The following is a 24,428-nucleotide window of genomic DNA, read 5'->3' on the forward strand; positions in this document are numbered from 1 at the left end:
ACCATAATTGTCAAATCTCATAACCAAAATGATCGGCCAGCATATGCGGATCGTAATTTTCTTTGACCTCTTCTCCTGCCTGATTGGCATATACCTGCCAGTTATTTGTTTCCACCACGATCAACCTGATATCACACCAGCCTCTAATACCCAGCCAGAAGGAAGTCGAATAATTGTAATTTTCGACCAGGGATATCTCTTCAGAGGTGAGCGGTTTACCTACGATCTGGATATAAGTTATAAAGCTCTGATGATGTCCTGACTCCGGTACAATCAGTTCATCTATACATTCAGAAAAAAAACTGTCATCGATTAATTCATCGGAAAATTCATCGTTTACTTCAACCAGAGAATGTTCAAAATCATTATATTGATAAATCTTTATTGATTTTACCCCCATAAATCTCTCATTTGTCACTTCCAAAAAGGCATAAAGATCGAACTCTCTACCCAGAACTTCTTCATTCTCGTACAAATCAAAGTATTGATAATACATATCCAGCATCATTTCGAAATACTTTTCTGATTCCATTTAAAACACCTGCCCTCTGCAGAAATTTTAATTGACAGCCTGGTATCGACTTTCCAGCATCTCAAGAAAGCTCTCCATCCTCGTCCTTATCTGTCCGGTTGAAAATCCTCCGGGATCAACGCAGTCCCCCTGCAGGTCGAGAAAAGGGACTCCCATCTTTTTTAAGCTATCTTTGAGTTGATAGGTCCCCCCCGCCGATTGGCGGCAGCCCCAGTGGGAAAAATGAACCACACCATCTATCTGATAATCCTCTATCATTTCTTTTATTGCTTCAACTCTGTTGTCAATAGGTCCCAGACCGGGATGAGATAATATCTTTCTGGCCAGGCTTTTAAAGGGTTCATCCGGATCAAGAGGCGGCCAGAAAAGATGATTCATCTCTTCATAAACTATCTCTGCTCTTCCCTGTATATAATCGAACATCTCCCTGCTGAAATAAGGCCGCAGATGCAGCCAGAGCAGATAAGGGTTTTCTTTGTTTCCTCTGACTTTCCCGGGATGATTAAGATCAAACCTGTCCTCTAATTTTTTCTTGAGTTCATCGACAAGAAGAGAAAAAATATCAGCAGTCCGGGGATTGCCGTATCCCAGAAAATTTAAATACACAAAAGATAAAGCTGCTGGCGAAGTTAGAACAGGCGGAAATTTTTTGCGCAGTTCACAGACCTCCAGCCATTTCTCGCGGGCCCTATTGGAAGCAGCAAAGGATTTTTCAATATCATTCTGGCTAATCTTTCTGCCCGTTATCTTCTCGCAGCTGGAAAAAGCTTCTTCAATCTGCCTGGTCAGATACTCCTCTGCTTTCTGACTCCTGCCGGCAGGAACATCCAGAACGTTAAAATCAACTCGATGGCGGCTGGCCAAAATTTTGAGCAGCTGAGGAGCCCCATCACAGAGATGGGTGCTGGCCAGTATCATAGCAGGCTCGGGCAGATAATCATTTATATCCATTCCTCCCGCACATCTATGAAACGAACATGTCTCCGGAGAAAAACCAATAGATTCAGCTTCTTTAAGCATTTTTTCTGCCTGACCAAAAGCTGCCATCACGCCCGATGCAATCTCTGGAGAAAAAGGAGTCATACCGGCTGCATAAGCTATCTCATCCGGAAAAAAAGCCGATGTCCATACTGTCGGTTCCCCTTCTTTAAGCGATTTCGCTGTAATATCCAGAGCAAAATTGGTCATTTCCTCGGTGGTCTTTAGTTGAAAATCTGCCTGCCAGGAAAAAACTTTTTTGAAAAGATGCCGAAAAACTCTGGATTTCAGCAGTTTTTCGCCCATCCCCTGAGAAAGTTTTTCTTCCAGCTTTGCCCGAAAAGCATCATAACTTACCATTGACATTCCTCCTCAGGTCATCTCCATAAAAGCCTCCAGTCGGGTCCTTATTCTTCCGCTGTCACCGGAACTTAATTCTGTGGCAAGATTCAGCACGGGAATATTGGCTTCCGTCATCAATTTTTTGATAACAATAAAATCATAATGGGCATAATCACAAAAATTCAAATTATGAAATATTACTCCCCTTATATTCAGAGTTTCGAGAAGCTTTCGATATAAGGATTTTCGATATCCGTTATCATAAAACCGCGGACAGCGGGGCTTCCCCAGATACAATTCAGTCAAAAAAGCCAGCAGCCGGGATCTATCCCTTATATCTTGAAATTTAGCCTCTTTTCCCTCGAGAGCTTTTAAAGCCCCCTGATAGTCTTTAAACCAGTACCTGAAGCCGCTGCAGTGTTCGTGAAAGACACCCTTTTTGCTGGTTGATAGAAGATCGACAATCTCCCTGTGAGGCTGAGCTCCCGTCAAAATATATACTCCGGCTCCTTCCGCGGGCAGATCCAGTGCATTTTCACCTTTGTTTTTCAGCAGATTATTAAATTTCGCGCGTTTTCTGGTCTGGGCAGCCTGCATCATTTCAAAATTGATAAATCCCGGCAGATAATCTGAGAAGCTAAACCCGCTTAACTCCTCAGCCTCGACAGATGATTTTAAATTTTTAGCAGTACGAGCATACATTTTAATGGAAGCCAGCAGGCTGGCATGGGATATTTCTCCGCCAACTTTATTCAAAAAATCAGCCAGTTTCTCCAGACAACTCAGCATATATTTATGAGCATAGGAATTGACAGCTGCAGGCAAATCCAGCAAAAATACGGGCAGGTCGGCCTCCCTTTCCAGCACATTATAAAGATGCATCATAGCATTGCAGGAATGGGCAACCACAGCTCCTCTGAGTTGGCTCTCATTCTCCTCTTTTAAAATCCTCTCAGCAGCCTGGCGGACATAAGGACAGAGATTGGCAGGAAGAAAACCAGTGGATCCGGAATTATTTCTGGAGGGCAATGCTCTATAAGGCCTTAAACCTGCTGCCCGGATCAATTCTTCAGGTACATAGGAGCAAAACCATGCAAGCCTGCCTTCGACCTCAGGCAGGTTGCCTTTCAAGTCACTCTCTTTCATAAAATTTCATCCTCCAACTGCCTCTTTTTGATCATCAGCCGCCAGCAAAGCTGCTCCTAAAGCGCCAGCTATCTGGGGATCATCCGGAACTTCAATATTTACTTCGAGCTCATCTTCCAGACACTTCACCACCCCTGAATTTTTAGCCACTCCTCCGGTCATCATGATCGTTTCCACCATGCCGACCCTTGCAGCCATGGCAGAAATTCTTTCCGCTATGGATTTATGGATGCCTTTTATAATGTCTTCCCGCGGATGTCCTTCAGCCACTTTGGAAACGACTTCGGATTCGGCAAAAACAGCGCACATGCTGCTTATGTTAACATGATTACGGGCCCGGGCGCTCAGCTCCTCCAGCTCCTCCAGTTCAACTTCCAGAGCTTCTGCCATCACCTCCAGAAATCTACCGGTGCCGGCTGCACATTTATCGTTCATTTCAAAATCTACTACCATGCCCGAACCATCCAGACGGATGACTTTGCTGTCCTGACCGCCAATGTCTATGACCGTTCCCGTTTGTGAATTCAATTTTCTGGCTCCGCGACCATGACAGGTTATCTCAGTTACCTGTCGATCAGCCTGAGGGAGATTAACCCTGCCATAACCGGTAGCAACTATCTCTTCTATTTCTTCAATCTTCAGGTCTGCCTCTCTGCAGGCCTCATTTAAAGCTTCTGTTCCTGCCTTTTCAGCATCCGCGCCGGTGGTTCTGATATAGCTGGCCAAAACTTTATTATTATTACAGATTACAGCGGATGTCGTCAGCGAACCCATGTCTACACCTGCACTCAGCATATTTTTCCCCCTTATTCTCACATCTTAAATATAACATATATATTTTTTAATATTAAGGGTCGAAGTATTAATTATTTAGGATCTTCTCCATAACAGTTGTTGTGATATTTGAAATTTTTCGCAATTCCGGTCAGTTCCCTGGCCCAAAAATTGTACCCCGGTTCAAGAGGTGCCGGACTGAGCGCAAACTCAGGAAAAAGCTGACGCGAAAGGAACACTATTTTTGGGCCGAAAATTAAACTCAGGCAGAAAAAATTTCTCGTGAAAAGAGTTTTATAGCTTCCAATTAAAAGAGTTAAATGGTTACAGCTTTTCAGCATATATAGAATATTTTTATCAACGGCTTCGGAGGAGAACCATTATTTAAAGAAAGATAAAATTAGAGAATCAAAAACCCCCGTTCGGAAATAACGAACGGGGAAGTATAATTCACAGCAAAATTTACCAGATGTTGAATAAACCGATCTAAATTTTAGTGATCTTATACGATATCTATCAACTGATAACAGCAAGAACCAATTTTAGTTCTTTTCAGCTGCCTTCTGTTCAGATGCTGGAGAGAGCAGCCCGGTGGCCATTCTAGCCAGAACGATCGCCAGAATAAACAGGATAACGGCGATAATCGCCAGAACATAGTTCCCGGCCTGAAAATTTTCGACTGTAACAAATACCAGAGCAGTCAACGTGACGGCAAACATGAATATCATGGGAATTATAATATGAAGATTTTTTATACCCCGGCTGGCCAGCCAGACAGCCAGGCTCAATAAAGCCAGAGCCGCCAGCAGCTGATTGGCAGACCCAAAAATTGGCCAGATAGCATCCCAGGCACCAGAAATCCCCAAAACCGCTCCTAAAAACACGGTCACAAAAGTAGCAAAATATATGCTGCCGAATATGCCTGCTTCCTCTTTAGCCCCCTGTTTTTCTTCGGGGACAAAATATTCCTGGAAAATAAACCTTCCCAGTCGGGCCGCTGTATCAAGTGAGGTGAGCGTAAAAGCAGCCACAGTGAGAGAACCGAAGATGACCCCCAGCTCTGTAGGAATGCCCAGATTATTCAGAAAATTCCCTGTTCCGGTGGCAAAAACCAGCGCCGGACCACCCTGAGCCATAAGGTCGGCAGCAGTTCCCCGGGTTATGATTGCGGCTGCCAGCAGAGCCAGAACTGCCAGAGTGCCTTCTATAAGCATTCCTCCATAACCTATAGCTTTACTATCCTTCTCCTTATTCAGCTGTTTGGCAGTGGTGCCGGAAGACACCAGCGAATGAAAGCCAGAAATCGACCCGCAGGCAACCGTTACAAATAATATCGGAAATAAGTATCCCACCTCGGTCTGAAAAGAAGTATAACCGGCGAGCTCTATATCTGGGTTTCCTGCTAAAATACCCAAAATAGCTCCCCCCAGCAGACCGTAGAGCAAAAAGGAGTTCAAATAATCACGGGGCTGCAGTAAGATCCAGACCGGTGTAACGGAAGCAGCAAATATATAAAATACCAGAATCCACATCCAGGTGGTATGGGCTAATTCAAGAGGATAATTCAAACCAACCCAGATACATAAAACGAGCAGACCGATTCCGATTACCGAAAGCGCCATCAGGGAAAGACCGCTAACTTTTCTCAAAAATCCGAAGACTACAGCCAGTAAAATAAACAGCACCGAAGCTGTGGCAGCTTCTGGCGTGCTAACAAAAGCTCCAGCTGTCACGTTTAAAAAGGCAGCTATGACCAGAATCAGGGCCAGCCAGGAAAAAATGCTGAACAATCTTTTCCCGGATTTGCCCATGTTTACCTCTATCACCCTGGCTATCGACCGGCCTCCGTGCCGGACAGAGCTGAAAAGCGAACCCATATCGTGAACCGCTCCTATAAAAATGCTTCCCACAACAATCCAGATGAAAACAGGAAGCCAGCCAAATTCAGCGGCGGTAACTGGTCCTATAATAGGGGCAGCTCCGGCGATCGAAGCAAAGTGATGCCCCAGTAGAATCGGCTTTTTAGCCGGCACATAATCCAAACCGTCATTTTTGCTGTGGGCAGGAGTAATTTGATTATTGTCCATACCCCAGCGATCAACCAATCTGCGAGCATAGGTTAAATAGGCGGCGAGAAATAGTCCTGTTGCGATAAATATGAGCCAGATTGAGCCCAATGTGCAGTCCCTCCTTAATTATTAGAATACATCTGCTTTTATAATTTCTTGTATTAAATTATAAAAAGATATAGCCGTTTTTGCAAGGTCAAATAAATGATAATTTCGAAATAAAAAAAGTTCGCAGACTGACGGTTATAATAAACCATCAGCTGCGAATCCGGAAAGAGTGTTTTTTGATCTTTTAGGTATTGATGAATGATTATTTTTTCATTGCGTTTTCCACATGGCAATATTTTTATAGGCATATACGATCACAATCATAGGAGCGATGAAGCTTAAAAAGGCATAGGGTATATAGGAAAAACCGATATCCAAAACGCCCTGAACATAAAGCGCAGCCACACCCCAGGGAAGAATAAAATTGCCAAGAGTTGCAGCGCTTTCGAGGGTGCGCGATAAAACACTCAGATCGAGGCCCATCTCCCTGTAAGCCGGCTGGAAAGTTCGGCCAGGAAGGATGATCGATACATACATCTCGGCGGAGGCCAGTGTGACCAGATATGTTGAAGCAAGTGTGGCCAGAACCAACCCCCTGGGAGTCTGTACATGATCTCTCAGTCCGGATAGAATCGTCTTCAACACGCCTATTTTTTCCAGTATACCTCCCATAGCCGTAGCTGCAATAACCATTGCTACAGTGTTAAGCATCATGTCAATGCCGCCGTGAGTTAAAAGACCATCGACCACTTCCACCCCCGTCTCAGCTGTATATCCCGGGCCGGCCGCAATCAGAAGTGACTGTATTCCAGCTCCCTGAGTGATTATGGCAAAAACGCTGGCGGTTATAAAACTGGTAATCAGGGTTATCAGGGCAGGAATTTTCATAACAGCCATTATAATCACCAGGACCGGCGGAACAAGTGTGAGAAGAGAGAGATTATAATTGGCTGCCAGCGTTTCGGTTATTTCTCTCACCTGATCTACATCCATGGTATCTCCTGCCTGACCAAGACCCAATACAGCATAGAAAACGAGCGAAATTCCGGCAGCAGGCAGCGTGACCCAGAGCATGGAACGAACATGTTTAAAAAGATCTGCACCTGACATAGCTGAAGCCAGATTTGTCGAATCTGATAGGGGGGATAATTTATCTCCAAAAACAGCTCCTGAAACTATCGCCCCCACCACCATAGAAGAGGGCATACCCAATCCTTCTCCAATACCCAGGAGCACGACTCCCATTGTTGCTATAGTGCCGAAAGAACTTCCGATGAGAACGGAGGTCAAACCTCCCAGAAAAAAAGCCGCCGGCAGAAAGATTGCAGGGGATAGAATTTGAAGCCCATAATAAATCAGAGTTTGAATTGTGCCGCCGATTATCCAGGAGCCAACCACCATGCCCACTGTGATTAATATCAAACAGGCTATCATGCCATTGCTTATTCCCTCCAGCATGCCGGTTCTTATTTCCTCCCAGCCATAGCCCAGATAAGCAGCAATCAGAGCAGATATAATAACACCCAGCACCAGCGAAACCTCCAGCACGATTTCTATCTGAAGAGTAACAACCAGTATTAAAATTATCAGAAGCATTCCCAGGGCGGCTTCTTTGAGTGTGGGTTCTCTACCAGAATTAGCTTCAGAATTCAAAAAAAGATACCTCCTCATAAAACAGGTCTCTAAATCGGCTAGTTTTTTCTGGCAACTAATCTCTTAAAGGATACATTGAGCATTATTTCTTCAGAGCTGATCAGATCATGAAAAGTGTTTTTTATTCTCTGAATTATCCTTCTGACAACTGGAACCTCAATATCCACTAAAAGCACGAGGTACTGAAATTCATTCCACCGGCAGATCACATCCCCCCTCCTCAGCTCCAGGCGAAAAGCTTCATGTAAACTTTCGATCCCCGCCTTTTCTTCCTCTTTTGACTGTTCTTCTGCCAATCTATCTGTTGTCTTCAAATTGAAAAAGAGAACGTAATTATCACTTTTAGAATTATCCTTGCTCTTTCTTTTCCTCTTTCTAGTTTCCATCTCCATAATTTCCTTGAATACATCCGGCTCCAGCAGTTTCAAACCCTCTTCTTTTTTTTCAAAATATTCAAGTCCTGCAAAAAATTCATTTATATCGGAGAACTTATTCGAACTCTCCTCCTCTAATTTTTTATATCTCTCCCAGTCCATATCCGAAAAAAGTTTGGCATCTTTTTGAGCAGATAATTTCTGGATGTAAATATAATGTCTTCTGGCTCTATCTGTCTTGTTCTGTTCGAGCAAAGCCCTGATCAGCAGTTTATGCAGTCCTTCGTCAAAAGCCTCTATCTCCATGGCATTTCTACAGATCTTTTCGATTTCAGAATAATCTTCTTTGTGCTGCAGCAGTTTTATCAGAGAAATGACGGATTCCAAAAATTTTTGCCTGTACATAACTCTTTTGGTGACAGCCCAGGGAAGATCATATTTAGAATTTAAATAATCACCTTTATATAATTTCAACGCCTCTTGATAACATTTTATGCCTGTATCATCTTCTCCCCGGGAGACAGCCCCCTCTGCTTCCGCCTGTTGCCGCAAAAATTCCCGCACGTCAAACCAGCCGCCTTCCTCCCAGTTCAAAGAATAACCGCCGTTTTTATAGATTATGTATTTATCGGCCCGGTATTTTTCGCCCGCGCAGAGCATTTTGCGCAGCCTATAGATTCTATTTTCAAGAGCATTATGAGCATCTATAAGTTCCATATCAAAATCAAGATCTTTAATAATTTTTTCCTGGGTAACTGGCTCTTCCGGATGACTGAGAAGATATTGAAACAACAGCCATAACTTGCCGGAACTGCTGTATTGAGAGGAGATCACCTCATCATTTTTTTCAACTATAAATCTGCCCAGGCTGTATACTTTTAGACCAGACCGTTTCACGGTTTCACCTCACAATATAAAATCCCGTGTTTTAAACACTTAAAACGTTAGTATTATAATAAATATCTTATTTTTATGCTATCATGATTTAATCAAAATTACAATTTGACCGGGATATTCTCAATAAGTTACGAATTGTGATAAAGTCTGAAGAATTTTCACTCAAACCAGAAATGATATATAATTAAATTAAAAGCAAAGAACAGATATGGGAGGAGAAAAGTCATGTCATTACAGCAGGCATATAAGTCCGGAAAATTGCGCAATAAGGTAAAAAAAGCCTACAGAGAATTTAGAAACTGCAGACTCTGTCCGCAAAAATGCAGTGTCAACCGGCTGGCAGATGAGATAGGAAGCTGTGGAATCGGCAAATTCCCGATAGTTTCAGGGGCAGCTCCTCATCGCGGAGAAGAGCCGCCTCTGAGCGGCAGCAGTGGATCCGGAACTATATTCTTCTCGGGTTGCAGCCTTAACTGCGTCTACTGTCAGAATTATGATATCAGCCAAAAATTGCGAGGAAATACCTTCACCATCCCGGAACTGGCCCGCACGATGTTGAGATTGGAAAATAAAGGCTGTCATAACATCAATCTGGTAACCCCCAGCCATGTGATTTACCCTATACTGGCTGCCCTGTATCTGGCTGCAGGTGAAGGGCTGGATCTTCCTGTAGTTTATAATTCATCGGGCTATGACAGTTTAAAAGCTCTTGAATTGATGGATGGTGTGGTCGATATATATATGCCCGATTTTAAATATGGCAGCGATGAAGCTGGCAAAAGATACTCGCAGATTGAGGAATATTACTCTAAAGCTTCGAAAGCAATTGAAGAGATGTACAGACAGGTGGGAAAACTCACCGTCGACGAAAAAGGAATTGCCACCTCCGGACTTTTGATTAGACATCTTGTTCTGCCCGAAGGGGCAGCTGAAACTAAAAATATAATGGAATTTATAGCCAAAAAGCTTTCAGCCGACAACTACGTCAATATTATGAGACAGTATTATCCTTCCTATCAGGCCGGAAATTTTCCTGAGCTGGCTAAAAGACCCGATGGAGAAGATTTTCGCAGAGCTCACCGGTCAGCCAGAGATAGCGGTATAGATCCCGGTACCCTTCCTGAAAGTATCTGATATAAACTCAGCTGGTGGTTTTATACTCTCCCCTGGCTTTATCCTGCCAGGCTATGAAATCGTACTCAGCAGTTTCCTGTTCTTTGATTTTCAACCATCTTTCCCGGGCCTCCATTTTGCACTCATTGCAGCAGTCGTGAGGCAGAATTAGTGCTCTGATCTGGCGGGAAGGGAAACTGCTTTTTGCCTGCGATTTTATATCTATAAATCCTGAACATCTGCTGCAGGCTTTGACTCTCTCCTCCTGTCTTTCTCTTATATTATCCGTGTCATAATGCAGATTTTTTTCCCGATAGTAGTGATCATCTTTCAGCTGAAACTCATCGCCCATGATAATATCTCTCCGGCTCTGCCATATATCCTGTAAAACATTTACTTTCTTTTTTACTTTATCGGAAATTTCACCTTCTCCACCGATATTGCTGGAATTCAATTCCGGTTCTTTCACCCTGCTGTAATCGAGTCCGGCCATGGCCAGTATAACCGAAAGATTTACATAGGGTAGAGCACTTTCTATAGCATATCCCCCCTGCAACACGGCCAGATCCGGTTCTATAATTTCATTTATTCTTCCATAACCGCGGGCAGTCACGTTCATATTCGTTATCGGGTCCGAAAAATGATTGTCCTGGCCGGCAGCATTTATTATCAGATCGGGATTGAACTCTTCCAGAATCGGTTTGACCAGATTTTCGAGCACAAATAGAATATTTTTATCTCCTGTTCCCGGGGGCAGCGGAACATTCAGAGTCCGGCCATAAGCCCCGGGACCGCCGGCCTCCCGGGCAAAACCGCTGCCGGGAAAGAGAGTTCTTCCATCCTGGTGTATCGAAATATGCAGCACCTGAGGATTATGATAGAAAATCTCCTGGGTACCATCAGCATGATGAGCATCAGTATCGACAAAAGCTATTTTCAAATCAGGATGATCGCGCAAAAGCTCATCTACCATTATGGCTTCATTATTCACAGTACAGAAGCCTCTGGCTCCATGAACAACTCTAAAAGCGTGATGTCCGGGGGGCCTTATCAGAGCAAAAGCCCTTTCCACTGTTTTTTCCTCTACCAGCCGGGCAGCCCTGATAGCTCCCCCGGCCGAGATCAGATGAGGACGAGATACTATATCTTCACAGGAAGGAGCACAAATATGGGTGGATTCCACCTGATTTCTGCTGGCTATTTCAGGATTATACTCATTTATAGCCGGGTCATCCAGAATTCCTTCTTCGAATATCTGATCTCTGGTATAAAGCAATCTTTCCCGGCGCTCCGGATGAGCCGGTGCTATCTCCCAGTCAAAGGCGGGAAAAAATATCAATCCCAGCTTGTTTTCGGCCTGCTTAAAGCTTTCTTCACGCATTTCCATCAGCTCCTGAATCAACAATTTTCCCGATTATATCCGGCTTTACCTGAGCAGTTATTTCAGTTATATTTCCGGTGGTGCGAAACCCTGACACGGTGGGGAAGCTCTCCTTTCTTGTGATCTCTATTTCCGGGTTCTTCCTGGGATATACCTCCCTCAGGACCTCTTTGGCTTTCCTTTCGGGCCAATTTTCACTTATATTTCCCTCCAGCTTTCCATTCTCGCCCAGCTCCGGGATAACATATTCCCCCCTTCTGGTATCTACTCTAACATTTATTTTTCTGGTAGGACGTGTACAGCCTGCCCCGATGGCATTGGCAACTTCGGCATGGGGAACCAGCTGATATTCAAGATTTATCTTTTCAGCTACCAGAGGTAAAAAGTCCCGAGCGGGACCTCCCATCCCTAGAATAAGTTCAGGTTCAATTTTTACATCTTTCAGCAGTTCTTTGACCGTGTAAACGGGTTTTTCGGCCAGTTCTTTCAAGATATCATTTATTCTTCTGGAAATTCCTGCTGTAAATTTATCAATTATCAGCAGAGCAGCTTTATCTTCCGAATCTCTGACGGCGCTTTCAACAAGGACGAACTCATCCCCTGCCCGGGCCAGAACGGCCGGAGCCAGGTTTTCTGCAGCTCTTTGTAGAGCTTTTCTGGATCGCTCTATATCCCAGTCTTTCATTTCAAAAGCATTTTCACCAATCTGGATGTTCATTTTTGACTCAGCTTCAGATATGAATGGGCTTTCCTTTTTTTGGTAAAGAAAAACGAGGGCATCGATGGGGGTTAAAGAATCTCCTCCCAGGGCTGCAGGAGGACCAGTTCTTTCCGGCCCAATCTTGATTTCACCCTTTTTTATTTTTATACAACTGTCCCCTCCCAGAGGCACCGAACGAGAAAAAAGTCCCTTTATAGAGGTGGACATATTATTCACTTCAATGCCCTTTTTTTCAAAAACAGGCTCCCCTTCCACAAAAAGGCCGATATCTGTAGTAGTTCCTCCTATATCGAGAGTAACAAATGTTCTGCTGCTGTAATCATCGCTCATAGAAGCCCTGATACCCATTATACTGGCTGCGGGACCAGAATTTACAGCTTTCACGGGTTCTCTTTTCAGCTGTTCTTTGCTCATCGTTCCACCATCGCTTTTAAGAAATTTAATCTCAGTCATCTCTCCTGCCCTTTCACGAACTATTTTTTCTACTTCTTCGGAAAAATGGCGTTGTTCGGCAGCTATGGCGGCACTGCAGCAGGAAGTAGCCGCTCTGCGGGGGAAGTTCAAAACCGGAGCGGAAAGATGACCGGGAATGATGCTATCGAAGTTGAATTTCGAGGAACACTGCAGCCAATCTCTGGCCTGCTGCTCCTGCCGGGGATTACGACAGGAAAATTTTCCGGCAATAGCTATGTTTTTTATCTCTGAGGCTTTAAACTTTTCAGCGGCATTGACCACCTGTTGCTGAGAGAGTTTTTTAACCTCTTTCCCCCTGTGATCGATAAAACCTTCCAGAACTATATTTTCATCTCCATAAAAACTTCTCTCAGGAGCAGCTCCAGGACCCGGGATCAACATCAACCCAACATTTTTAACCGTTTTCTGAGCCAGTAAATTGGTGGGCAATGTCGTGCTTATCACCACCCTTTTGAGCTGGCTATCACTATTTTCAAAATCGATATTCTCTAGAAGTTCTTTTAAAAGTTCAGTCACCGTATATCTCAAACCATTTTTGCCGACAGCTTTTTTCTCTTTTCTGCCAACCTGCAGCCGACAATTTCCCTGGTTTTCAAAAAGAAGCACTCCATCAGCGTGTGTACCCCCAACATCTATTGCCAGAATCATAAGCAGACCTCCTCAATAAAAAAATTTGGGCGGCCTTATAGCCGCCCGCAGTGGATTGGTCTCATATATCTCATATATCGCAAAAATGATATTTAAGGATAAGTTATTCTTCTTTGCCCCATTCTTCATGTACTCTTCCAACCAGAGATGGACCCGGTTCCAGGGTGGAATCTCCGGGAGTCCAGCCTTCAGGTGTTGCCTCATCAGTTTCAGCATTTTCCTGGAAAGCTTCCACCTGTCTGATTATCTCATCAACATTTCTGCCCACAGGTTCATTCAATACTTCGGAAGCCTGTAAAATTCCCTCTGGGTCTATCAGAAATCTGCCGCGAAGATTTACTTTCATGTCTTCATCATAAACGTTATAGGCTCTACCTATATCTCCGCCAGGATCAGCAAGCATCGGAAATGGTATGCCGCCATCTACAAATTTAGTGAGTTCCTCTTCATCCCAGACCTTATGAGTAAAATGACTATCAACGCTGACGGAAAGTACTTCCGTGTTCAAATCAGTCAATTCTTCATATCTGGCAGCAACTGCTGCCATTTCAGTAGGTCAGACAAAAGTAAAATCGCCCGGATAGAAAAATACTATTTTCCACTGCCCTTCATAGTCGGAAAGCGAAACCTCTTCAAAATCGCCATTCTGATAGGACATTGTCGTAAATTCGGGAGCCGGTTTGCCAACTTTAGGCATTTTAAAACCTCCTGTTGTGTTATGTTCATCCTGAAACTGGAGCACAAACAGATTAACTTACTCAGGCTTCAATTAAATAATAACAATTATCGATTATATAGTCAAGTTATAAATATACTTTTTTATAAAAATATAAGCTGCTGTTATTCCCCGAGATGATGGGAGAACAACTGCAGCATGGCAGTATCTGCAAAGATCTATATATTAAATTAATTGCCAGATTTAAATAAAGATTTCACGCCTTTACCCCATTTTTTTGCAGCAGTTTTTGCTTCAAATTATATAGATTATGGGATAAATTAACTTTCATGATATGAGGATTAATCAAACGTTTATATTCCTCCCAGAGAGTTTCTTTTTCTGACTGGCAGTACTCTTTGATCTCTTTTACCTCGGGTAGATCATAAACCATTTCTCCCCTGCTGTAAATCTGCTCATGCATTCTTCGGATTTTATAACTTTCGGAAGCCAGAGATGTTGTTTTCCAGGTGTCGCGGGGATCAAACAATTCTAGCTCTTCCTTTTCTGAAAAACTCTCTTCCTGCAGAGTCATCATATCTGCAATGATCTTCCTATCTTTATTTTCATATATCCTCAGCAGATTTTTGTCTCCGGGATTGGTGATTTTTTCAACATTATCAGAAATTTTTATTTTGGGCCTCCCGGCATAAGAGCTCAATTTATACACAGCTCCAAAAGCAGGGCAACTCGAGGAGGTAATGAGTTTTGTGCCCACACCAAAAACATCAATTTCATCATCCTGCATATCAAGAGAGGTAATAATTTCTTCGTCCAGCGAACTGGAAGCAGCAATGACTGCGTCCTCGAAACCGGCTTCATCGAGCATTTTCCTGGCCTCTTTGGAGAGATAGGCCAGGTCTCCGCTGTCCAATCTTATACCATAAAGATCTGGGTCTATTCCCTTTTCCTGCAGTTCCTCAAAAACTTTTATTGCATTAGGTACTCCCGATTCCAGTGTGTCATAGGTGTCGACTAAAAGGATACAGCTGTTAGGAAAATTGCGGGCATAAGTTCGAAAAGCTTCCAGCTCAGTATCAAAAGTCATTACCCAACTGTGAGCGTGAGTACCGCTAATTTTCACACCAAAATCCTTACCCGCAAGCACATTGGAAGTCCCTTCACAGCCGCCGATAACAGCAGCTCTCGCCCCATAATAACCTGCATCCGGGCCATGAGACCTTCTCAAGCCAAATTCAAGCACTGACCTATCTTTGGCAGCCGTAGCAATTCTGGCAGCTTTAGTTGCTATCAGGGATTGATGATTGACAATATTCAGAAGGGAAGTCTCCAAAAGCTGGGCCTGGAGTACAGGGGCCTTTACCTTTATCAGCGGTTCATGAGGAAAAACCACACTTCCCTCCGGGACAGCTGTTATGTCTCCTTCAAATTCAAAATCGCGCAAATAATCCAAAAAACCCTTATTAAAGCCCTGCTCGGCCAGATATTCTAGATCTTCTTCACTATAATTAATATTTTCTATAAATTCTATGACCTGATTCAAACCGGCAAAGATAGAATAACCATGTCCACAGGGATTGCGGCGATAAAAAAGATCAAAAACAGCTTCTTCACATTTTTCCTTTTCAAAATAACCCTGGGCCATCGTCAATTGATAAAGATCGGTTAACAGAGTATTATTCCTCATCTTTTCTCTCCTTCATGAGTTATAATTCAATATTAATAGCTAACCTCCTCCTTTTGCTTTAAAGAAAAACATCCGACCCCCTATTAAATTTCTCAAATTAAGAGGTCGGATAGATGTTAGAAGAGAGGTTATTTTTTATTTTGTCCGTTACTCAGCGACAGCCTCCAGAGCCTCTTCAACTGCCGAAATTATTGCTTCACTGGTTTCGGTGGCGCCAGAAACCGTATCAACTTCCGTGCTCTGCGCCTCTATAATCCTCTCGGGCATTTCCGGTACTGCATCTTCAAAGAAGTTTTCTGTCTCCAGATGATCAATTATTTCTATGCCGATAATCTCATCATTCTCCAGACTAACCTCGAGAACCAGCTCGCCACCATAGCCTTCAGCTGAACCGGTGTAAGTCTCAGCATCGACCTCTTCTTCAACCTCCGGATCCTCATCTATTAAACCTGCCTCGTTTAAAGCCTCTTCAGCAGCAGCCATGATTGCTTCGCTGGTTACGGTAACTCCGCTGATCCCATCAACATCGTGACTTTGAGCGGCTACAATTCGTTCAGGCAGCTCTTCCAGGGTATAATCGGCTGTCTCTTCGTGTTCTTCGTGTTCTATAATCCTAACATCGAGAATCTCACCCTCTTTTACCTCAACTTCCAGCTGCAGTTCTCCACCGTATCCCTCAGCAGTTCCTTGATAAATTTCACCTGCGACCTCATCTATTTCAGCTTCAGCCAGAGCTGCATCCACTGCTGCCTTGACGGCTTCACTGGTCTCTGTTGCTCCTGAGACAGCGTCTACGTCGGTACTCTGTGCCTCCATTATTCTTTCCGGCACTTCGGGCACGGCATCCGCAAAGTAATCATCGGTCTCCTGATGCTCGATAACCTCTATACCGACAATCTCATCTTCCTCCAGGCTGACTTCCACCACTAATTCTCCTCCAAATCCTTCAGCACTGCCGGTGTAAATCTCGGCATCGACCTCTTCTTCAACCTCCGGATCCTCATCTATTACACCTGCCTCGATTAAAGCCTCTTCAGCAGCGGCCATGATTGCTTCGCTGGTTACGGTAACCCCGCTCACCGCATCGACATCAATGCTTTGTGAGGCTACTATACTTTCTGGAACTTCTTCCAGAGCAGGTTCGGCAAGATCTTCCGTCTCTACATGTTCTACCACAACGACGTCGAGGATTTCATCTTCATCGACTGTAACTTCGACAGTCAGTTCACCGCCATATCCCTCGGCAGTCCCCTCGTAAATCTCTCCTTCATCGAGTTCCGGTTCCTCTTCCGGTTCAGTATCAATCCCGGCCAGCGCTTCATCCACTGCAGCCATTATGGCTTCACTGGTTTCGGTGGCTCCGGAAACCGCATCAACTTCGGTGCTCTGCGCCTCTAAAATCCTATCGGGCATTTCAGGAACCGCATCTTCAAAGAAAGATTCCGTCTCCTGATGTTCTACGATTTCCACTGCGGTAATTGTGTCATTTTCTGCGCTGACTTCGACAACCAGCTCGCCACCATAGCCTTCAGCTGAACCGGTATATACTTCAGCCTCGACTTCCTCATCTATTTCAGCTTCAGCCAGAGCTGCATCCACTGCTGCCTTGACGGCTTCACTGGTCTCTGTTGCTCCTGAGACAGCGTCTACATCGGTACTCTGTGCCTTTATTATTCTTTCCGGCACTTCGGGCACGGCATCCGCAAAGTAATCATCGGTCTCCTGATGCTCGATAACCTCTATACCGACAATCTCATCTTCCTCCAGGCTGACTTCTACCACTAATTCTCCTCCAAATCCTTCAGCACTGCCGGTGTAAATCTCGGCATCTTCTACAGGCTCGTCGGGTTCGACGACGACTTCCTCTTCAACCTCCGGTTCTTCCGGCGGTCCGGCAATCCTATAATCTTCAATGCCATAAGCCATGATAAGAGCTAAAACCAGCAGAGCTATAAAGAGAACGCTGGAATACAGATTTTCTTTATTCATATTCATATGACATCACTCCACATTCTCTTTTTCGGGAAAGTAGGAAGGAATTCTGATCTGCCCTGGACAGACATAGGAACAAAGTCCACAGCCTATACAATCTTCAGGATATAAATCTTCAAGACTTCCCGGTTGAGTGTAAATTTCAGAAGCTTCCATAATTAGTACTGGATAAATATTCACAGGGCAGACCTCTATGCAGTATCCACATCTTATACAATCCTCAGGCTCACCTGTGTATTCATTTGTTCCCAGCTCATGGGCGCTAATTGCTTCGGATTTCTCACTTCCAATGGGGAAGTTCTGATATTTAGAAGTCACATTGGAATAAATTTCTCTAAATCTTTCAGAACTTAAGTTAATAAGATCATACCTAAAAGCTAAATCCTGAACTGCACAATCTCCGGCTGAATCACAGGTGATACAGGTACAATTATGCTCACTGAGCATTAAATCCACTAATTCCCTGCGATGCTCTTCCAGTTCTTCATCGAAAGCGATTACCTCCATACCCTCTTCCACTTTGGTGGTACAGGCAGGTTCAGGCCATTCACTGCCATCAATCTTAACCACGCAGACTCTGCAGGAAGCAGTTGGGGATAACTTAGGATGATAACATACACCCGGAATGTCAAAGCCGTTTTCCCGGGCAACCTGCAATAAATTTCTCCCGCTTTCCGCAGTTACTGCCTCTCCATCAATTTTTATAGTAACTTTATTGGCTTCTTCCGGCATAACCGATCCTCCCTTCAATTTTTTAGTCAGCAGCTCATCATCTTTTCAGGAATAACCCCTATACCAGTTAATTTTCCTGTGATTATGCTTCCACCTTTTCTTTTTGACCTGGAATTACTTCAATAGCGTCAAAAGGACACTCGTCTATACAATTACCACAGCGGATACATGGTTCATCATAGATGACATAAGGATCTTCACCCGGCTCTCCTTCTATAGCATCTACTGGACAGGCCTGCCGGCAGCGATCACAGGATTTGCATTCTTCCGGTATTACATGGTAATAGATGAGCTCCTGACAGACACCGGCCGGACAAGCTTTATCGTGTATATGTGCTTCATATTCATCTTCAAAATACTCTATTGTGGATAGTACCGGATTAGGTGCTGAATCTCCCAGTCCACATAAAGCAGTCTTTTTGATGGTTTCAGCCAGTTTTTCCAGCTGTATCATATCTTTCTCTGTTCCATTTCCTTCTGATATTTTCTCCAGAATTTTTAACATTTGAGGTATTCCACTCCGGCAGGGCATACATTTGCCACAGGATTCATCCTGTAAAAAGTCCAGGAAGAATTTAGCTACGTCCACCATACAGGTGTTTTCGTCCATAACAACCATACCACCTGAACCCATCATCGATCCCGCTTCGGATAATTCTTCAAAATCAACCGAGAGATCAAATAAGTCTTCGGGTATACATCCTCCTGAGGGCCCACCTGTTTGAACGGCTTTCACCTCATTGCCACCAGGTATGCCGCCACCGATATCAAACACTATTTCTCTTAAAGTAACACCCATGGGAACTTCGATAAGCCCGGTATTATTGACTTTGCCAACAAGAGAGAAGATTTTTGTTCCCTTACTCTCTTCAGTGCCTATATTATTAAACCATTCAGCTCCATTTTTCATTATCAGAGGAACATTGGCAAAAGTCTCCACATTGTTCATAACTGTGGGCTTTTTATAAAGCCCCTGCTTGACTGATCTGGGGGGAGTCTGGCGAGGCATAGGTCTTTTGCCTTCAATTGAATGCATCAGAGCTGTTGATTCGCCAGCTACAAATGCGCCTGCCCCTTCCATCACCTCCAGGTTGAAATTAAAACCAGATCCCATAATGTCTTCACCGAGCAGACCATATTCTTCAGCCTGTTTGATAGCTTTTTTGGTGTGATCGACAGCCATGGGATATTCAGCCCTGATATATATGACACCTTTTTCGATACCTACAGCAAAGGCAGCTATAGCCATTCCTTCAATAACAAGATGAGGGTTCCCCTCCATAATACTGCGGTCCATATAAGCTCCTGGGTCTCCCTCGTCACAGTTGCAGACTAGATATTTAGGTTCGGCTTCTTCCTGTCTGCAGTATTTCCATTTCTTCCCGGCGGGAAATCCACCACCACCTCTTCCCCGCAGCTTCGATTCTATTGCTTCCTCTATGACTTCCTCGGAAGACCAGTTATAAAGAACATCAGACAGAGCGGTATAGCCATCTACAGCAAAGTAATCTCCTATAGAAGTTGGTTCAATTATCCCATTGTTTTTAAATACCAATCTCTTTTGATGTTTATAAAAGGGTATTTCATTGAAATCAACTATTTTTTCTTCGGAAAGGGGATCCTCATACTCCAGCCTTTCAACAGCTTCACCTTCCAGTATAGTTTTATCGAAAATCTCCTCTACATCTTCCGGCTCAACTTTACAGTAAAAATTTCCTTCCGGACGGATTACCATCAGCGGGCCCTGCTCGCAGAAGCCCTGACAGCCGGTAACTTTGAGTCCCACACGATTGCCCATATCTCTTTTTTCAATCTCTTCTTTCAAAGCATCTATAACCTTCTGGCAGCCTGATCCCTGACATCCAGTACCACCACAAATTGTTATAAAACTCTGTATTTTGTCTTTTTCTTCCTGGGCTTCTTCCTGCATTCTTTTTAAGTCTTCGGGAGAAGTTATTTTGGGCATTTATTCTCCTCCTTCCTTTAATTCTTCAATTAATTGACCGAGCTTTTTCTTATCCATGTTACCATGATATTCGCCATTTACGATTATAACCGGGGCCACTGCACATGTACCTACACAACGTGCTCCTTCCAGTGAAAATTTCTGGTCAGGAGTCACTTCTCCCTCAGCAATTCCAAGATTGCGTTCCAGCTCGGACATGAGGAGAGGTGCACCGCGCACATGGCACGCGGTGCCTGTACAAACTACTATATGGTAATCCCCTAATGGTTTTAAACGGAACTGTTCATAGAATGATGCCACTCCATATAGTTCTATACTGGGTACATTTAATTTGCGAGAAGCCCTAACTAAAGCCTGTTCTGGCAGCCAGCCATAGATGGTTTGAATATCCTGTAAAACAGGTATTAAAGGCGATTTTTCCTGGGTTTTATGCTCGGATCTATTTTTTTCAATGATTTCGTCCACTCTTTCTAATTCTAAATCCAAACTAATCACCTCCAGTTGATTTTATTGGGAGAGGATCTTCTCTTCGGCAGAAACTTTTTCTATTCTGCAGGATGCCTGTTTGATTCCAGGAGTTCCCGAATCTTCATCAAACGTATCATCTGTCAGCTGATTTGCTGGAGATTCTGTAAAGTGTATCGGAACAAATATCGTACCAGCGGGCACTTTTTCAGTGATTCTGGCTTCAGTCTGTATTTGCCCAAGTTTCGTGCTGACTTTAACTTCCTCACCGTCACTTAAATCATACTTTTCACCATCTTCAGGATTCACTTCTACATAAGGCTGATCAAGCTTGGCAGAAAGTACATCAGAACGTCTGCTCATCGCACCAGTACGTACCTGGTAAAGCGTACGTCCTGTGGAAAGACGGAGAGGATATTCTTCATCCGGCTGTTCTTCATACTGTTCATATTCTACTGCATGGAATACGCCTTTACCCCTCATGAATTCTTCCTGATGTAAAATGGGGGTTCCAGATTTATCATCCTGAACCGGCCACTGTATGCCTTCCTCTTCGATGTCATCATAGGTTATGCCATTATATATTGGGGTTAAATCTGCTATTTCTTTCATTATCTCTTCAGGGCGGGAGTATTTAAACTTATATCCCATCTTTTGAGCAAGAGCAGAAATTATCTCCCAGTCAGATCTGGTCTTACCTGGTGCTTCTCTTATCTTATTTACTTTTTGAATTCTTCGTTCGGTGTTTGTGAACGTGCCCTCTTTTTCGAGGAAAGTCGCTGCGGGTAAAACCACATCAGCTTTGGCAGCAGTCTCTGTCAGGAAGGGATCAGCAACAACCAGAAACTCCAGATTATCCAGAGCCATTTCGGTCTGCATCATATTCGGATCTGACATAACGGTATTATCTCCCATGATGAACATACCTTTTAACTCATCAGCAGCCGCCGATCTTATCATTTCAATTTTGGTAAGTCCCGGCTCAGTAGGAATTTCTTTATTCCAGTTATTAACGAATTTACATACATCTTTGGGATCATCAATTGACTGATAACCTGTTAATCTGTCGGGAAGTGCTCCCATATCAGAAGCTCCCTGAGCATTATTTTGACCCTGCAGGGGATTTAAACCGGTGCCTTCTCTGCCGATATTACCAGTCATCATGGCCAGATTGGCCAGTGAGAGAACATTTTTTGTGCCAGAAGTGTGCTGGGTAATACCAGAGGCAAAAACTATCGAACCTCTTTCGGCTTTTGCGAATGATTCCGCTGCTTTTTTCAGCTCATCAGCTGGTATTCCCGTCATCTCCTCGACTCTATCAGGATCATAATCGCTCAGTGATTCTTTTAGCTCAGCAAAACCTTCAGTTCTAGCTTCTATGAACTTATCATCCTGCCAGTCATTATCTAAAATTACATTCATAAGCCCGTTAATGCTGGCTGTGTCAGTGCCAATATCCGGTCGGAGCCAGTGGTCAGCCCAGCGCACGAGCTCAATTTCTCGGGGATCGAGAACAATCAGTTCAGCTCCATTTTCTCTTACAGCTTCTTTAATATATCGCGCTATTACCGGATGGGCTGCAGTTGTATTGGAACCGGCAACAAAAATGCAGTCAGCCTCAGTTAATTCTTCTACAGAATTTGTCATGGCTCCACAGCCAAAAGCTTTTTCCAGCGCGATCATAGAAGAGGTCTGACATAGGCGGTTGGATTGATCGATATTATTCGTGCCCAGACAAACCCGCATAAACTTCTGGAATAGGTAATTTTCTTCATTTGTGCTCACCGCAGAAGCAATTCCACCTATAGCTTCAGAACCATGTTCTTCTTTTATCTCTGTAAATTTATTGCTTATTTCTCTCAATGCTTCTTTCCAGGATACGGGAACTAAATTGCCCTCTTTTCTCACAAGGGCCTGGGTCAATCTATCATCAGAGTTTACATAAGTATGACCAAAACGCCCTTTGATACAGAGCGCCCCTTCATTGGGCGAAGCATCTACTGATTCGACTCTTACTAATTCATTATCTTTTAAGTAAGCTTTTAGCTGACAGCCTGTACCACAATTGGTGCAGGTAGTTCTCGCTGCGGTGTCAGCTTCCCATTTTCTTATCTCATGGCCTTCCTGTTTGGGAGTTAAAGCCCCCGTAGGACATAACTCAAAGCATTGACCGTCACCATCACATTCGGAAAACCCTCTTTCTCCCAGGCCAGCTGTGGTGAATATGTTTTCTCCTCGATCACCGAGACCTAAAATTCCTTTCTCCTGTATTTCATCACAGGCTTTAACACATCTCTGACACATGATACATTTTGATTCATCATAATCCATAACAGGAGACGAAGTATCTACCTTTGCCATAGAAAATTCGGCCGGTGAAAACATTCTTTCCTTTTTGCCAAATGGTATTTTAAGTCCTATTCTATCGATATAAGGAGAATAGGGGTTCAAGATTGCAAGGGCCACAAAAGAACTTCCATAAAATCCTATCAAATGCCCCACCATTGTTAAAACTGCCAGCAGCCCCCCAAAAACATATTGCCCCATATCGGTTGCCGGGGTTGTTTGGGGCTCTGTAGCCATGTAAAAGGCGAGAAATATCACGCTGCCGGTGAAGGCATGAAAAGCTATTCTGAGAATTATAGGACTACCGGTTGCTGCTCCCAGCAAAACGGCCAGCACAATCATGCTGCCCATATAACTGAGAGTAAGCTTCCACTTCAATTTGATCCAGATGGCCAAAAGTATTCCGGAAAGAACGGTTAAAAGCGGTGAAGCTCCCCCCATCCATCCATGTCGGTTCCAGAGGAAGAAGCTTTCAGCAATAGATAGATGTTCTGTGCCATAAAAGCCCATGGCCTCACCGAATTCCATGGCTGCCACAAAACCTTCTCCGGACAGCAGGTTGTATTCGAGATGTTCGGGATAAAATAGCTGTCCTGCTGCCAGATTGTCGGGGATAAACCACATGAGGGTGATTAACAGCAGAACCAGCGCTTTTGCGCCAGCTGCTGGATTGATAATCTTTCGCCCAAAATATTTTTCCTGTCCCCATTTGAAAACCACCATGGTAACAGCCGAAACGATGGCTGTTATATAATATGGCGAAAGCTCTACCATGCAAAGACCGACTATCATGCCAGCAACCAGGGGTGAATAAAATGTCTTATATGTTGTCTCTCCCAGCTTTGCCAGATCCTGTGATTCGAAAACTTTAATAATAGCATGACATACAATTGCGGCAACTACTGCAGTTAAGATGTTGAAGAATGCTCTCTGTCCTACGGCCAGTATTACAGCTATGGCGGGAATACACATAGCTGCAAAAGTGCGCAGCATTACCTGATCTTCGTCTAAACCTGAATGTCTCTCAGGCTTTAATTTGCTTGATTCTCTCTGCGCACCCTTATCATGATTGGCCATTGAAAATCCCCCCTCTAAGTTATTTTGTTAACATGAAGGATTAAAATTTTTAGTTTTCAAGAGGTAAGATCTGCATAAATTCCTAAAAATGAAAAGTATCTGGTTCGTAACAGGACAGTCGTCTTGAAAATACAGCAGAGGAGTTTAAGGAAAAATGCGTAAAGTACGATATTATGTGATTACATTAACTTTCAATTAAAAAGATATCACAAACTATTGACTTTATCAAGGTTAAATATTCAGTTGTGTTTGACTACTTTTTGAGTTTTTTATGTTATATTGTTAACACTTCCTCAATTATTAACTTATATACCGATATAAAATATCCTCCCTTTTT

General features: G+C 43.7%; 17 protein-coding genes. 1 reads left to right on the forward strand and 16 read right to left on the reverse strand.

All coding sequences use genetic code 11. From position 1 onward, the window contains the following. Nucleotides 1-10: 10 nt before the first annotated feature. From BLT15_RS03625 to BLT15_RS03655, 7 genes are all read right to left on the reverse strand, one after another. Nucleotides 11-532, reverse strand: a complete 522-nt coding sequence (locus BLT15_RS03625; protein WP_089758765.1) for a DUF8052 family protein — start codon at nt 530-532, stop codon at nt 11-13. Nucleotides 533-559: 27 nt separating this feature from the next. Further along, nucleotides 560-1,870: a 2-hydroxyacyl-CoA dehydratase subunit D gene (locus tag BLT15_RS03630; RefSeq protein ID WP_159429800.1), complete on the reverse strand. Its 1,311-nt coding sequence runs from the start codon at nt 1,868-1,870 to the stop codon at nt 560-562. A 12-nt stretch (nt 1,871-1,882) separates the two neighbouring features. Next, nucleotides 1,883-2,998: a 2-hydroxyacyl-CoA dehydratase subunit D gene (locus BLT15_RS03635; protein WP_089758769.1), complete on the reverse strand. Its 1,116-nt coding sequence runs from the start codon at nt 2,996-2,998 to the stop codon at nt 1,883-1,885. Between the two features lie 6 nt (nt 2,999-3,004). Continuing rightward, on the reverse strand, nt 3,005-3,793 hold the full coding sequence (locus tag BLT15_RS03640; RefSeq protein WP_089758771.1) for an acyl-CoA dehydratase activase: 789 nt from the start codon (nt 3,791-3,793) through the stop codon (nt 3,005-3,007). Nucleotides 3,794-4,314: 521 nt separating this feature from the next. Continuing rightward, nucleotides 4,315-5,949 (reverse strand): carbon starvation CstA family protein, encoded by a 1,635-nt coding sequence (locus tag BLT15_RS03645; protein ID WP_089758773.1) that lies wholly within the window; start codon nt 5,947-5,949, stop codon nt 4,315-4,317. 210 nt (nt 5,950-6,159) lie between these two features. Beyond that, the gene (gene nhaC, locus BLT15_RS03650; protein WP_234985491.1) at nt 6,160-7,542 is read right to left on the reverse strand and encodes a Na+/H+ antiporter NhaC; all 1,383 of its coding nucleotides are present in this window, start codon (nt 7,540-7,542) and stop codon (nt 6,160-6,162) included. Between the two features lie 38 nt (nt 7,543-7,580). Beyond that, nucleotides 7,581-8,813 carry an AfsR/SARP family transcriptional regulator gene (locus tag BLT15_RS03655; protein WP_089758777.1) on the reverse strand — a complete coding sequence of 411 codons (1,233 nt, stop codon included), beginning with the start codon at nt 8,811-8,813 and terminating at the stop codon, nt 7,581-7,583. A gap of 225 nt (nt 8,814-9,038) precedes the next feature. Here BLT15_RS03655 and BLT15_RS03660 point away from each other — a divergent pair, with 225 nt between their 5' ends. After that, nucleotides 9,039-9,947 (forward strand): radical SAM protein, encoded by a 909-nt coding sequence (locus tag BLT15_RS03660; protein WP_089758779.1) that lies wholly within the window; start codon nt 9,039-9,041, stop codon nt 9,945-9,947. A gap of 7 nt (nt 9,948-9,954) precedes the next feature. Here the strand turns inward: BLT15_RS03660 and BLT15_RS03665 are convergent, their stop codons facing one another. From BLT15_RS03665 to fdhF, 9 genes are all read right to left on the reverse strand, one after another. Next, on the reverse strand, nt 9,955-11,307 hold the full coding sequence (locus BLT15_RS03665) for a histone deacetylase family protein (RefSeq protein WP_089758781.1): 1,353 nt from the start codon (nt 11,305-11,307) through the stop codon (nt 9,955-9,957). Continuing rightward, a complete protein-coding gene (locus tag BLT15_RS03670) occupies nt 11,300-13,150 on the reverse strand; it encodes a hydantoinase/oxoprolinase family protein (protein WP_089758784.1) in 1,851 nt (616 codons plus the stop codon). The genes BLT15_RS03665 and BLT15_RS03670 overlap by 8 nt, the downstream gene beginning before the upstream one ends. A gap of 103 nt (nt 13,151-13,253) precedes the next feature. Beyond that, on the reverse strand, nt 13,254-13,847 hold the full coding sequence (prxU, locus tag BLT15_RS03675; protein WP_089758786.1) for a thioredoxin-dependent peroxiredoxin: 594 nt from the start codon (nt 13,845-13,847) through the stop codon (nt 13,254-13,256). Between the two features lie 235 nt (nt 13,848-14,082). Continuing rightward, entirely contained in the window at nt 14,083-15,513 is a 1,431-nt protein-coding gene (locus tag BLT15_RS03680) for a nicotinate phosphoribosyltransferase (RefSeq protein ID WP_089758788.1), read from the reverse strand. A gap of 147 nt (nt 15,514-15,660) precedes the next feature. Beyond that, nucleotides 15,661-17,508: an FMN-binding protein gene (locus BLT15_RS03685; protein WP_089758790.1), complete on the reverse strand. Its 1,848-nt coding sequence runs from the start codon at nt 17,506-17,508 to the stop codon at nt 15,661-15,663. A 6-nt stretch (nt 17,509-17,514) separates the two neighbouring features. Then, nucleotides 17,515-18,237 carry a 2Fe-2S iron-sulfur cluster-binding protein gene (locus tag BLT15_RS03690; RefSeq protein WP_089758793.1) on the reverse strand — a complete coding sequence of 241 codons (723 nt, stop codon included), beginning with the start codon at nt 18,235-18,237 and terminating at the stop codon, nt 17,515-17,517. An 82-nt stretch (nt 18,238-18,319) separates the two neighbouring features. Next, nucleotides 18,320-20,203 carry an NADH-ubiquinone oxidoreductase-F iron-sulfur binding region domain-containing protein gene (locus BLT15_RS03695; protein WP_089758795.1) on the reverse strand — a complete coding sequence of 628 codons (1,884 nt, stop codon included), beginning with the start codon at nt 20,201-20,203 and terminating at the stop codon, nt 18,320-18,322. Then, nucleotides 20,204-20,689 (reverse strand): NADH-quinone oxidoreductase subunit NuoE family protein, encoded by a 486-nt coding sequence (locus tag BLT15_RS03700; RefSeq protein ID WP_200769689.1) that lies wholly within the window; start codon nt 20,687-20,689, stop codon nt 20,204-20,206. Between the two features lie 21 nt (nt 20,690-20,710). After that, entirely contained in the window at nt 20,711-24,091 is a 3,381-nt protein-coding gene (gene fdhF, locus BLT15_RS03705; RefSeq protein ID WP_089758798.1) for a formate dehydrogenase subunit alpha, read from the reverse strand. Between the last annotated feature and the right edge of the window lie 337 nt (nt 24,092-24,428).

The sequence above is a fragment of the Halarsenatibacter silvermanii genome, assembly GCF_900103135.1.
Taxonomy (GTDB): Bacteria; Bacillota; Halanaerobiia; order Halanaerobiales; family Halarsenatibacteraceae; genus Halarsenatibacter; species Halarsenatibacter silvermanii.